Raw genomic sequence first — 10891 nt, forward strand, 5'->3', positions numbered from 1 at the left:
AACTGGGCGTGGGCGCCGTACGCGAGGTGCATGCGGACAGCAGGGAACTGGTGGTGAACATCGAGAACGGTGGCGACTTCACCTTGTCGGCGACGAGCGTCCTCGACGTGCACGAGGGCAAGGTGATCCTGGACGTGGACCGCCTGCCGCAAGCCCTGCGCCAGGCGCTGGAGCACCGCCATGACGCCGAGGATCCGGACTACGAAGCCCCGGGTTCGCAGGGCGAGGCGCCGGAACAGGATTGAGTACGGGCATGCGCCGCGAAAAGGACAAGATGCTTGCCGGCGAGCCCTACGACGCCGGCGCCCCCGAACTGCAGGCGGACCGGGCCGCCAACCACCGCTGGCTGGCGCGCTACAACGCCGCGCTCGCCGACGATCCGGTGCGTTGGCATGCGCTGCTCCGCGAACGGCTCGCCGCCGTGGGCGAAGGCGCGATCATCCGTCCGCCCTTCCACTGCGACTACGGCTTCAACATCCACCTTGGAGCGGACGTCTTCCTCAACTTCAACTGCGTGATCCTGGACGTGGTCCAGGTGCACATCGGCGACCGCACCCAGATCGGCCCGGGCGTGCAGATCCTCGCGGCCGACCACCCGCGCGACCCGGCCGAACGGGCCACGGGCCTGGAATCGGGCCGCCCGGTGCGGATCGGCCGCAACGTCTGGATCGGCGCCGGCGCCATCGTCCTGCCCGGCGTCTCCATCGGCGACGATGCGCTGGTCGGCGCCGGCAGCGTGGTCACCCGCGACGTGCCGGCTCGCGCCACCGTGGTCGGCAATCCGGCACGTGTGCGCGGCTGAGGCCGCTGTGCCACAAGGAGTCGACGGCCTTATGCGGCCCAGGGATGCTCCGGGTAGTAGCGCCGCATCATGCGCGCGACGTAATCCGCCAGGTTGGCGTGGCGTTCGGCGGCGCGGCGCAGGGGCGTGTCGAAGAACGGCGTGAGTACGCCGGCGAGCATGCCGAAGGCGGTGGCATCCACGCCGGCGGGCGCATCGCCCATCAACCAGGGCTTGTCGCCGAGCAGCAGTGCGAGCGCGTCGATCGACCGCTGGCCCAGTTCGGCGATCTGTGCGGGCGAATGCCGGCCCAGGCCCTGCGCATGCAGCTCGGCCTGCTTGCGCGCCTGCAGGTCGCGCCGCAGCTGCTCGCGCTGGTCGTCCGGCGCCGCATCGGCGAAATGCGCGGGCCCCTTGGCGAAGTTCTGCGGCTCGAGCCAGCGGAACCAGACCACGGCGAAGTAGAGATGGTCCTCCAGCAGGCGCTCGATGGCCCACGCCTGCGCGCGCTGCAGCGCATCCAGGCCTGCGTCCAGGTCGATGCCGCGGCTGCGTTCGATGTGCGCACGGATGAAGGTCGAGTCGGTGACCACGATGCCATGGTCGTCGATGTACGGCAGCTTGCCTTTGGGCGCCTGCGGCGGAATCGCCGCCACGCGCTCATAGGCCAGGCCGGCCATCTGCAGTTGCACCTCGGTCTTGAGCACGAACGGGCTGGTGTCCGGCAGACCGAAGCCGGCGCGGGTGGTGTACAGGGTCAGGCAGGTGGCGGACATCGGCGGCTCCCGGAAAGGTCCGCCCAGCCTGCCATGGCCATGCTGACAAACCCTGTCAGCAACCGGCAAGCGACGGCCGCAGGACGCTCAATGCGCCATCGCCACGTCGAACGCGTAGGCGGTGGCCTGCGCGGCGGGCCGCTCCCGGAATGCATCGGCGAACGCGACCAGGTGGCGATAGGGCGCCACCGGCAGGGTGTCGCGGAACGCCACGTGCTCGATGAGGCAGAACAGGGAAGCTTCCAGCAGGCTCAGATCCCGCGGTGGCAGGCTTTGCAGCACGGCCTCCAGGTTGGCGTCCAGCCAGGCGAGCGCGTTGCGGAAGCCGTCGGCAGCCTTGGCGAAATAGAGGTTCTCTGCCGGCAGGCACGCCACCTGCATGCCGAAGACCAGTTGTACCTGCGCACCCATGCCGTGCCAGATCAGTTCCTGCGCGTTGCGCGCGCGCAGGTCGGGCAGCTGGCCCGTCCACGCGATGCGCAGGGCCGCGGGCGCCAGCGCGGCCAGCGCATGGCAGATGTTCTCGGCGCCGAACACGGGCCCTTCCGGCAACACCAGCACCGGCAGCTTGAGCGCAGGGTTGCCCGCGTAGTCGGCCGGATCGCGCGAGGCCAGATCGTGCACCGGCACGAAGGTGCAGGCCACACCCAGCTCGCCGGCGAACAGCCGCGCCAGCCGGGTGAAATGCGAACTGCTGCGGCCGACGAGGCGTGGCCGGGGGTCGTGCTCGTGCATGATGGGTGTCCTTGCGGTGGCTCCCCAATGTAGGGCACGGACCGTCGCGTCGCCGTGCCCTCAGCCGGCGCCCGCCGCCATCGCCTGCGCGGCGCCGCAGCGCTCGCTGTCGTGCCCTTCGATCTGGCGCACTTCGCACTCGAGGTCCCATTCGTCGCCGTGCAGGGCCAGGAAGCGCTTGGTCAGTTCGACCGCCTGCGCCATGGAGTCGGCCTGCAGCACCGCGTAGCCGCCGATCACCTCCTTCGCCTCGGTGAACGGACCGTCGGTGGTCGACAACCGGCCGTCGCGCAGCCGCACGCGTACGCCTTCGGCGGTGGGGCGCAGCCCGGCGGTATCGACCAGGCTGCCCTCGCGGGTCATCTGCTCGATCAGCTTGCCCATGTCGGCCATCAGCCGTTCGCTGGGCAGCCGGCCGGTTTCCTGGATCCGGATCATCGAAAGGAAGCGCATGGTGGTTCTCCGCGGTGGGGGCGCGCCGTCTGCCGGCGCAGCTCCCGGTACGACGAGCCGGCGCGTGCGGAATCGACACCGGGCAGGCCCGTCGCCGAAGCGCCGGGCGGCCACCCACCGGCGGGACGGAAACGCAGGTGCGTTACTGGCTGCCCCGCGGAAGCCGCGCCGGCGTGCCCTGCGAGGTGTTCTGCACCGGTGGCTCGAGCTGGGCCGGGCGGTTGTACCAGAACGGCTCCATCCGCCGTTCGGGATTCCGCTGGCGCGGCGCGAAGTCGTTCCGGCTCTTCAACGCGAGCCGGTGGCCGTCGATGTGCACCCAGTACCACTGGCCCGGCGGCACGGGCGAAGTCGACACGTAGACGAAGCGCGCATCGTAATTGCCGTCGGACCGCGGCGAGGCCTGCAGGCCGAGGTTGATGACGAACTGGCTCGCCACCGCGCGGCCGTGGTCGTTCGCCGGCCGGGTGATCATCTGGTCCAGGGTCTGGCGCAGCAGCCGGTCGTAGCGCGGCGCCAGCTCGACCGAGGGTGAGACGTCGGTGACCTTGCCGTGCCTGTCGACCTGTACCAGCACCGGCAGGACCTTGGGAGTGAACTGGTTGATGGACATCTGCGTAGCCAGCGCGCCTTGTCCGGCGGCCAGCAGGCCCAGCAGCAGCGACACGCAGTACCGTTTCATGGGAGACCTCCTTACATCCGCCGCCCGCCCGATGATCGTAGTCCCGCGGCGGCGGGCCTGCCAGGCCCATGGACACAGGCTGTGTCGAATTGCCCGCGGCCCGTGCGTCGTGATGCAGGACCCATCCGGAATGCACTCCATGCCCCTGCCCCGACTCTACGCGCACCCGTTCTCCTCCTACTGCCAGAAGGCGCTGATCGCCCTGTACGAACACGGCACGCCGTTCGAATACTGCTCGCTGGAGGATCCCCAGGCGCGTGAGGAACTGGCAACGCTGTGGCCGCTGCAGCGCTTCCCCATCCTGGTCGACCGGGGACGCGTGGTGCTGGAGGCCAGTTGCGTCGTCGAATACCTGGACCTGCATCATCCCGGCCCGCGGCGGCTGATCCCGGCCGATCCGAAGGCGGCGCTTGAGGTGCGCATGCTCGACCGCTTCTTCGACAACTACGTGGCTACGCCGCAGCAGAAGGTGGTGTTCGATGCCCGTCGCCCCGAAGACAGCCGCGATGCTTATGGCGTCGCCGAGGCCAGGACCATGCTGGAGGCCGCCTACGCCTGGCTCGACCGGCACATGGCCGGACGCGAGTGGGCCGCGGGCGACGACTTCAGCCTGGCCGACTGCGCCGCCGCGCCGTTCCTGTTCTACGCCGACTGGACCCATCCCATCGCACCTGCCTTTTCGCAGGTGCGCGGCTACCGCGCCCGATTGCTGGCGCGGCCCTCGTTCGCGCGTGCGGTCGACGAGGCCAGGCCCTATCGCAGCTACTTCCCGCTCGGTGCGCCCGATCGCGACTGACCCGTCATCCACGGAGACCCGACCATGCCCGACCTCACTCCCGCCGCCGAACTGGCCCGACGCAACCGCATGCGCTTTCCCAACGAAAGCGAGGCTTACCGCCGCGCCCGGCAGGCATTGCTGGCGGAGGAAATCGAACTGCGCCGCCACCTCGAGCGCGTGGCCGAGCAGCGCCGCGCGCTGCCGCCGGGCGGCGAGGTCACCGGCGACTACCGCTTCGAAGGCGAGACCGGCCCGGTCGGTTTCGAAGGCCTGTTCGGCGACAAGCAGACGCTGGTGGTCTACAGCTACATGTTCGGCCCGCAGCGCTCGCGTCCCTGCCCGATGTGCACCTCGCTGCTCAGCGCCTGGGACGGCGAGGCGCGCGACATGGAACAGCGCATCGCGCTGGCGGTGGTGGCGCGCTCTCCCATCGATCGCCTCGTGGCCTTCAAGCGCGAACGCGGCTGGCGCCACCTGAAGTTGTATGCCGACCTGGACGGCGCCTACAGCCGCGACTACTTCGGCATCGATGCCGACGGCGGCGATGGCGACCAGGCGGCCTTCAACGTGTTCACCCGCCGCGATGGCGCCATCCGCCATTTCTGGAGCGGCGAAATGGGATTCGAGAGCGCGGATCCGGGCCAGGACCCGCGTGGCGCGCCCGACCTGATGCCGCTGTGGACCGTGCTCGACTGCACGCCCGAGGGCCGCGGCACCGACTGGTATCCCAGGCTCGACTATCCCGGTTAGGACGGCGCCAGGCCGGCCGCATCGGACACGCCGCCGGTCGACGGGGCAGCGGCCCCCGACCCTCCACATGCCTCCGCATGGCGCGCTCCACGCCGCGCGCCACCCGAAGATGCGTGCCGCCGCGTCAGCGCGACGGGTCGGGTCCGAACGTATAGCGGTGCGACTTCCATCCGGTCGCTATGCCGATGTCGTAGCCGTAGACCAGGTCCACCACGATCGCATCCTCGCTGGCGCGGCGGGGATCGGCCTGGGCCATCTGCCTGGCCATGCGGCGCGCGAGGTCGCCGTCCTCGGTCAGGGGAGCGTCCAGCCGCAGGTTCGATTGCAGGTAATGGGTTTCCTGGCCGCCGGCCTTCGACCAGCCGCGGGCCACCTGCGCCGCGATCACGTGGGGCTGGCGGGCCAGCTCGGCCTGCAAGGGCAGCAGGCCGGCGAAGGCCTCGCTGCCGGCGAAGCGCTTGGCCACCACCGGCGCGCTCAACGCCAGCGCGCCGAGCAGCGCCAGCACGACGAAATGCCCGCGCCAGACCGGCGCAAGCGGCTGCGCATGCCCGGGCGATTCGGCCCGCACCACCAGGGAACCGGCGGCCAGGTCATGCAGCGACTGGCGCGTGTGCCGGTTGAAGACATACAGATATACGACCGCCGCCATTCCGCTGAACACCAACAGCGCCAACGCCGGCCCGAGCACGGGCGACATCGCCAGGCGCGGATCGATCGGCAGGCCATTGGCGAAGAACGGCACGCCGAGCACCGCATAGCGCAGCATCGCGCGTGGCAGCGACAGTTGCTGGCCCTGCAGGCCGACCACGCGCAGCCCGAGCAGCATCTTTCCCACCGTCTGCCCGCCCAGCAGCCGGCTGTTGCCGATGCCGAAATACGCCAGGGCGATGGCGAAGCCCACCAGCCGCGCAGCAACCCCCATGCGCGCCAGCTGGTCGAACAGCAAACCGCCCAGGATCATGCCGGCGATGCCGAGCAGGAACAGGTCGATCGCCAGGGCGACCAGGCGGCGCCAGAACCCGGCGATATCCGGCCTCGAGCCGGTCTCGGTCTGCAGCATGTCCATAAGCGTCCCTCTCCTAAGAAGTCCACGCATCTTGCAACAGGGACGGCGCACAGGCGAGCGCCTTGGCCCTGGCGGCAGACGACGGGCTTCGGCCTGCAAGGGCGCTCCTGCCGGTAGGTTACGATGCCGCCCTTTCGCGGCCTTGCCGCCATCCAGGAGCGTATCCCCCGTGTCGCATTACTCCGGCCCCCTGCTCACGCGCCCCGTGGCCGAGGCGATGCTCGCCGCGCGCGACGCCGGCGCGGACGCATGGGACGGATCGCTGGATCTCGGACGTTCGGCGGACGTCGTCGCGCTGCACGCGGATGCCTGGCAATGGCGCGGCAAGCGTTACCCGTATGCGCACAAGATCAAGGACCGCACGATCTACTACTGGCAGGGCGACGGCTTCGAGCCGGTGTCGCGCTATGCCGATTCGCTGATCAAGCTGGTGCCTACCGAATGGGGCGCGCCCACCTTCGAGATCGACGGCATCAAGATGCTGCCCACCGCGAAGAAGTCGCCGATCGAGGACGCGCGCCGCAAGGTGGCGCTGGTGCAGCCGCGCGGCAAGGTGCTGCTCGATACCTGCGGCGGCCTGGGCTACTTCGCCGCATGCTGCCTGGAAGCCGGCGTGGCGCGCATCCGCTCGTTCGAGAAGAACGCCGACGTGCTGTGGCTGCGCACGCTCAATCCGTGGTCGCCTGATCCCGACGCGCCCGCCAGCGGCGGCCGTCTCGAGCTGGCGCACGCCGACGTCTCGCAGGCGATCACGCGGGTCGCCGATGCCTCGGTGGATGCGCTGCTGCATGACCCGCCGCGCTTCGGCATCGCCGGCGAGCTCTACTCGCAGGCGTTCTACGACCAGCTCGCGCGCGTACTGCGCCGCGGCGGGCGCCTGTTCCACTACACCGGCAGCCCGAACCGGCTCACCAGCGGCCGCGACGTGCCGCGCGAGGTGGCCCGGCGGCTGGAAGCGTCCGGCTTCAAGGCCCAACTGGCGCTGGACGGCGTGCTGGCGACGCGGCGCTGAAGAAAACCCGCCGCATCCCGACAATGCCGGGCGCACCGCCGCGTGCACATCGTACCCGCGACACTCTCCCGCCCACTGACGAGGACACGCCATGGCAAAGGTCCGCATCGCTGGCTTCTCCCTTTCGATCGACGGCTTCGGCGCCGGCATCGAGCAGAGCATCGACGATCCGCTGGGCAAGCGCGGCAGGGAGCTGCACCAGTGGTTCCTCGGCACGCGCACGTTCCGCGCCATGACCGGGCAGGACGGCGGCTCGCAAGGCATCGACGAAAGCTATGCCGCGCGCTCGATGACGGGCTTCGGCGCCTTCATCCTCGGGCGCAACATGTTCGGCCCGGTCCGCGGCGCATGGCCGGACGACACGTGGAAAGGCTGGTGGGGCGACAACCCGCCCTATCACGCACCGACCTTCGTCCTCACCCACCATCCGCGCGCCCCGATCACGATGGAGGGCGGCACCACCTTCCACTTCGTCACCGGCGGCATCGGGGCCGCGCTGGAGCAGGCCATGGCGGCCGCCGGCGGGCGCGACGTGAAGATCGGCGGCGGCGTGAGCACCGCCCACCAGTACGTCCAGGCGGGCCTGGTCGACGAACTGCACCTGGCGATCTCGCCGGTCGTGCTCGGGCGTGGCGAGGCCCTGTTCCCCGGGCTGGACCTGCCGGCCCTGGGCTACCGGCTGCTCGAACGCGAGGCGACGGAACTGGCCCTGCACGTGGTGCTGGCCCGATAGCGGCGCGGCAGGCGACCGGCGTCAGTCGATCCTATGCAGGGCGGCGCCCTTGTGCATGGCGACGTGGTCGGTCTTGTCGCTGCGGATCTCGTACTGCGGGTCGTCTTCGCTGCAGTGGCGCGTGTGGCCCTTGTAGTCGGTATCGCGCGTGTGCACCTTGGTGATTCTTCCGGTCACCTGGCCGGCTTCGGAATTCCAGCGCACGTGGTCGCCGACGTGGAACGGATGCTTCATGGGGACCTCCCTGCCATAGAAAGGCAAGGCCGCGGGCACCGCGCGCCCGCGGCCATTGGCGCTATTTGGCCTGCAGGCTGGACATGACCCGCTGCGCGTCCGCATGGGCGCCGTTCAATGTCATGGCCTTCGCCCCGTGCTCGGCCTGGGCGAGCGCGGACTGCAACCGGGCTTCGGTGGCCGTGTCGCCCTTGGCATCGATGATCGCGCCCTGTCCCATGCCCTTGCACGGGTCCTCCTCCTGCGCGTCGTAGCCCTTGCCGGAAGGGCCGACCAGGCAATTGACGACGTGCTTCAGGTGCGCATGCGCCATCTTCAGGTCCGCGGCGCCGAGCGCCATGCCGGCATGCGCGCTGGCCGTGCTGACCTGCTTGGACACGGCATCTCCGGCATCGCCCGCCTGGGCGGCGATCGGCAGCGCGACCGCCAGCAGCAGCACCGGCGCCCACCGAATGGACTTCCTCACCATGGCACACCTCCCGAGTAACGCGGCATCGGCCGCAGTCGTGGGAGCATAGTCCTGCCGCGGCGAAGAAAAGGCATGCGACCAGCCTCGGCAGCAAAATGCGGCTCCTGGCAAAGGACGTGCGCCGACCTGCAGGGCATGCGCCCGGCACTCGATGATCTGCGAGGTCATGCATGCGGCCGCTACGCCGCCTGCGTCGCCAGCCGCGCACACACGGCCGCGGTGCTGTCGTCGGCGGGAAAGGCGCACTCGATGCGCAACTCTTCCAGGGTGACGTCGCGCGGCATGGAGAACGTGGTGATGGTCTCGAAGAAGCGCAGCTCGCCGAGCCGGCTGCGAAAGACCAGGGTGAGCACCGGCGCCGGTGCGCGCGAACCATCCAGCCGTCCCGGCCCGGGCACGCCCGGATAGCGCGAGATCTCCTCCAGCAGGCGCCGCGGCGTCGGGTCGAGGGGGGCTGCGGCGATCTGCGCGTGCAGGTGGTGCAGGAACTTCTCCGCGACCTCCGCCCAGTTGACGATGAGGGCGCGGAAGTCGGCCGGGTCGAAGACCTGGTGCAACAGGTTGCCGTGCCGGCTCGCTCGCCCCTCCATCAGCAGCGCGTTCACCCGCGTCGCGGCGGCATTGGCCATCAGCACGTTCCATTGCCGGTCCAGCACGAAGGCCGGGTACGGCTCCTGGTGGGCCAGGATCAGCTCGACCGCCTGGCGCATGCGCTCGAGCACGGGCGTGTCCCATTCGCGCTCGGGGTATTCGGGTGCGTGGCCGGCCGCGAGCAGCAGCGCATTGCGTTCGCGCAGCGGCATGTCGAACACCGCGGCGATGCGTCCGATGGCCTCGCGGCTGGGCCGCGCCTTGCCGGTCTCGACGCAACTGAGGTGGCGCGTGGACATGTCCGCCGCCAGCGCCAGGTCGAGCTGGCTCAGTCCGCGCGCCGCACGCCACTCGCGCAGCAACAGGCCCAGGGGAGGATGCTCGGGTGCGCGGGTATCGCGGGTGGAGGGCATGGCTGTCCGGGGAACGGGAAGCGGCCCGGACAATCATCCCATGGATGGAAATGCCGGCATCGATGCCGACGGGGCGCGCCGGACCCGTCGCCTTCGGCGAGGCGGCGGGCGGTTGCCGCCAGCCGCAGTGGCCACAGCAGTACTGCCGCCGCTGGTGGACTTCCCTCGCCAGCGGCCTGGCCGCACAACCGATGCGCTCCAGCGCGGTGATCGCGGTGGCGTCGTGGTGGCAGGCCGCCGCCCTGCCTTGACCCGGCTCAACCGACGAGGCTGTTCCGCATTTGCCTCCCGCAAGCAGCGGGTCGATGATCGATCTGGCCGGCGCGCGCCACAGTGGAGTTCGTTTTCACATTTCGGATGGCAGCCTGCCGGGCTGGCGGGCCTTGCCGGCTTGGCGCCCGACGCGAAAGCCCCCTGAAGGAGCGACATGAGCCAGGTAGCAGCACATCGATTGCCTCATTGGCGCGGATTGTCCGCCGCCCTGCTCAGCGGGCTGGTCCTGATCGCCACCGCGCTGTACTCGGCGGCGTCCACCGGCGGCCTGGACCGTGCGATCACTTCCGCGGTCAATCTGGCGACCCACGGTCACCGCCTGCTCGATCACTTCTTCCTGGCGCTGGACGAAGGTCCGTTCCTGTCCGGCTCGATCCTGGTGGGGCTGGTCTGGTACTGCTGGTTCCAGTTTCCCGCGGTGCACGCACGCGCCCAGCTGATGGTCGGCACGCTGACGGCGCTGGGCTGCGGACTGGCCAGCCGGTTGTTCCAGTTGCTACTGCCCTCGCACCTGCGGCCCCTGCACGATCCGCTGCTGGCCTTCCAGCTTCCCGCCGGCGTGGAGCCGGGCAAGCTGAGCGGCTGGAGCTCGTTTCCCAGCGACCACGCCACCGTGTTCGCCGGGCTCGCCTACATCCTCTACCGCAGCTATCCGCGGGCCGGCCTGATCGCGGCCGCGGCCGCCATCCTGTTCGACTTCGCCCGCATCTACCTGGGTTACCACTACACCTCGGATGTCATCGGCGGCACCGCGCTGGGCGTGCTGGGCGTCGCGCTGATGCTCAATCCGCTGGCGCTGTCCATCGGCCGCTGGCTGCTGCGCTACGAAACATCCCGGCCCGGCCTGTTCTACCTGTGCGCCTTCGTCATCACCTTCGGGCTGGCGGACCTGTTCATCGACATCCGCGTGATCGCCGCCGGGCTGGCGCACGACTTCGGCTTCCATGCCCGCTGAGGACGCGTCACCTGCCGCCCACGCGGGCGGCGGGCGGGTGGCCTCCGCGAGGCGACCGGTTCAACGGACCGCGTTTCCCTCGACCGGCAGTCCGACACTGCGCACCAGCGCGCGGAAGTCTTAGCGCGCGCAGGCTGTCCCACTTGTAGTCGCGCAGGGACACCATGCACGTCGCGCTCGGCGAAGG

At 70.0% G+C, this 10891-nt stretch carries 16 protein-coding genes; 8 read left to right on the forward strand and 8 right to left on the reverse strand.

What is annotated here, in order from left to right:
* Positions 1-2: 2 nt before the first annotated feature.
* Together HOQ08_RS12435 and HOQ08_RS12440 are read left to right on the forward strand one after the other, a co-directional pair.
* A complete protein-coding gene (locus HOQ08_RS12435) occupies positions 3-245 on the forward strand; it encodes a hypothetical protein (protein ID WP_291195289.1) in 243 nt (80 codons plus the stop codon).
* Between the two features lie 8 nt (positions 246-253).
* Entirely contained in the window at positions 254-802 is a 549-nt protein-coding gene (locus HOQ08_RS12440) for a sugar O-acetyltransferase (protein ID WP_291195292.1), read from the forward strand.
* Between the two features lie 29 nt (positions 803-831).
* Here HOQ08_RS12440 and HOQ08_RS12445 read toward each other — a convergent pair whose 3' ends face one another.
* The 4 genes from HOQ08_RS12445 to HOQ08_RS12460 all read right to left on the reverse strand — a co-directional run bounded on the left by HOQ08_RS12445 (position 832) and on the right by HOQ08_RS12460 (position 3427).
* Positions 832-1557, reverse strand: coding sequence for a glutathione S-transferase family protein (locus HOQ08_RS12445; protein WP_291195295.1), 726 nt, complete (start codon positions 1555-1557; stop codon positions 832-834).
* A gap of 87 nt (positions 1558-1644) precedes the next feature.
* Positions 1645-2292 carry a glutathione S-transferase N-terminal domain-containing protein gene (locus HOQ08_RS12450; protein ID WP_291195298.1) on the reverse strand — a complete coding sequence of 216 codons (648 nt, stop codon included), beginning with the start codon at positions 2290-2292 and terminating at the stop codon, positions 1645-1647.
* A 60-nt stretch (positions 2293-2352) separates the two neighbouring features.
* On the reverse strand, positions 2353-2745 hold the full coding sequence (locus HOQ08_RS12455; protein ID WP_291195301.1) for a YciI family protein: 393 nt from the start codon (positions 2743-2745) through the stop codon (positions 2353-2355).
* Between the two features lie 142 nt (positions 2746-2887).
* Positions 2888-3427, reverse strand: coding sequence for a hypothetical protein (locus HOQ08_RS12460; protein WP_291195304.1), 540 nt, complete (start codon positions 3425-3427; stop codon positions 2888-2890).
* Between the two features lie 139 nt (positions 3428-3566).
* Between HOQ08_RS12460 and HOQ08_RS12465 the strand changes: the two genes are divergently transcribed.
* Positions 3567-4223 (forward strand): glutathione S-transferase family protein, encoded by a 657-nt coding sequence (locus HOQ08_RS12465; RefSeq protein WP_291195307.1) that lies wholly within the window; start codon positions 3567-3569, stop codon positions 4221-4223.
* Between the two features lie 24 nt (positions 4224-4247).
* Positions 4248-4955, forward strand: a complete 708-nt coding sequence (locus HOQ08_RS12470) for a DUF899 family protein (RefSeq protein ID WP_291195310.1) — start codon at positions 4248-4250, stop codon at positions 4953-4955.
* A 124-nt stretch (positions 4956-5079) separates the two neighbouring features.
* Here the strand turns inward: HOQ08_RS12470 and HOQ08_RS12475 are convergent, their stop codons facing one another.
* Positions 5080-6024, reverse strand: coding sequence for an RDD family protein (locus HOQ08_RS12475; RefSeq protein WP_291195313.1), 945 nt, complete (start codon positions 6022-6024; stop codon positions 5080-5082).
* Positions 6025-6193: 169 nt separating this feature from the next.
* Between HOQ08_RS12475 and HOQ08_RS12480 the strand changes: the two genes are divergently transcribed.
* Both HOQ08_RS12480 and HOQ08_RS12485 read left to right on the forward strand, forming a co-directional pair.
* The gene (locus HOQ08_RS12480; protein WP_291195315.1) at positions 6194-7036 is read left to right on the forward strand and encodes an SAM-dependent methyltransferase; all 843 of its coding nucleotides are present in this window, start codon (positions 6194-6196) and stop codon (positions 7034-7036) included.
* Between the two features lie 91 nt (positions 7037-7127).
* Positions 7128-7769, forward strand: coding sequence for a dihydrofolate reductase family protein (locus tag HOQ08_RS12485; protein ID WP_291195318.1), 642 nt, complete (start codon positions 7128-7130; stop codon positions 7767-7769).
* 21 nt (positions 7770-7790) lie between these two features.
* Here HOQ08_RS12485 and HOQ08_RS12490 read toward each other — a convergent pair whose 3' ends face one another.
* From HOQ08_RS12490 to HOQ08_RS12500, 3 genes are all read right to left on the reverse strand, one after another.
* Positions 7791-8003 (reverse strand): DUF2945 domain-containing protein, encoded by a 213-nt coding sequence (locus HOQ08_RS12490; protein WP_291195321.1) that lies wholly within the window; start codon positions 8001-8003, stop codon positions 7791-7793.
* 61 nt (positions 8004-8064) lie between these two features.
* Positions 8065-8472: a hypothetical protein gene (locus HOQ08_RS12495; protein ID WP_291195325.1), complete on the reverse strand. Its 408-nt coding sequence runs from the start codon at positions 8470-8472 to the stop codon at positions 8065-8067.
* Between the two features lie 179 nt (positions 8473-8651).
* A complete protein-coding gene (locus HOQ08_RS12500; RefSeq protein WP_291195328.1) occupies positions 8652-9476 on the reverse strand; it encodes a helix-turn-helix transcriptional regulator in 825 nt (274 codons plus the stop codon).
* Positions 9477-9526: 50 nt separating this feature from the next.
* Between HOQ08_RS12500 and HOQ08_RS12505 the strand changes: the two genes are divergently transcribed.
* On the forward strand, positions 9527-9727 hold the full coding sequence (locus tag HOQ08_RS12505) for a hypothetical protein (protein ID WP_291195331.1): 201 nt from the start codon (positions 9527-9529) through the stop codon (positions 9725-9727).
* Between the two features lie 176 nt (positions 9728-9903).
* Positions 9904-10704: a phosphatase PAP2 family protein gene (locus tag HOQ08_RS12510; protein ID WP_291195334.1), complete on the forward strand. Its 801-nt coding sequence runs from the start codon at positions 9904-9906 to the stop codon at positions 10702-10704.
* Positions 10705-10891: the final 187 nt, after the last annotated feature.

It is taken from the genome of Frateuria sp., assembly GCF_013362045.1.
Taxonomy (GTDB): domain Bacteria; phylum Pseudomonadota; class Gammaproteobacteria; order Xanthomonadales; family Rhodanobacteraceae; genus Frateuria_A.

Bases quoted from the DNA above. Each gene is read 5' to 3' on its own strand.
- HOQ08_RS12460 (WP_291195304.1), bottom strand. From the start codon at position 3,427: ATGAAACGGTACTGCGTGTCGCTGCTGCTGGGCCTGCTGGCCGCCGGA.
- HOQ08_RS12445 (WP_291195295.1), bottom strand. From the start codon at position 1,557: ATGTCCGCCACCTGCCTGACCCTGTACACCACCCGCGCCGGCTTCGGT.
- HOQ08_RS12510 (WP_291195334.1), top strand. From the start codon at position 9,904: ATGAGCCAGGTAGCAGCACATCGATTGCCTCATTGGCGCGGATTGTCC.
- HOQ08_RS12505 (WP_291195331.1), top strand. From the start codon at position 9,527: ATGCCGGCATCGATGCCGACGGGGCGCGCCGGACCCGTCGCCTTCGGC.
- HOQ08_RS12450 (WP_291195298.1), bottom strand. From the start codon at position 2,292: ATGCACGAGCACGACCCCCGGCCACGCCTCGTCGGCCGCAGCAGTTCG.
- HOQ08_RS12490 (WP_291195321.1), bottom strand. From the start codon at position 8,003: ATGAAGCATCCGTTCCACGTCGGCGACCACGTGCGCTGGAATTCCGAA.
- HOQ08_RS12485 (WP_291195318.1), top strand. From the start codon at position 7,128: ATGGCAAAGGTCCGCATCGCTGGCTTCTCCCTTTCGATCGACGGCTTC.
- HOQ08_RS12475 (WP_291195313.1), bottom strand. From the start codon at position 6,024: ATGGACATGCTGCAGACCGAGACCGGCTCGAGGCCGGATATCGCCGGG.
- HOQ08_RS12500 (WP_291195328.1), bottom strand. From the start codon at position 9,476: ATGCCCTCCACCCGCGATACCCGCGCACCCGAGCATCCTCCCCTGGGC.
- HOQ08_RS12465 (WP_291195307.1), top strand. From the start codon at position 3,567: ATGCCCCTGCCCCGACTCTACGCGCACCCGTTCTCCTCCTACTGCCAG.
- HOQ08_RS12455 (WP_291195301.1), bottom strand. From the start codon at position 2,745: ATGCGCTTCCTTTCGATGATCCGGATCCAGGAAACCGGCCGGCTGCCC.
- HOQ08_RS12495 (WP_291195325.1), bottom strand. From the start codon at position 8,472: ATGGTGAGGAAGTCCATTCGGTGGGCGCCGGTGCTGCTGCTGGCGGTC.
- HOQ08_RS12470 (WP_291195310.1), top strand. From the start codon at position 4,248: ATGCCCGACCTCACTCCCGCCGCCGAACTGGCCCGACGCAACCGCATG.
- HOQ08_RS12440 (WP_291195292.1), top strand. From the start codon at position 254: ATGCGCCGCGAAAAGGACAAGATGCTTGCCGGCGAGCCCTACGACGCC.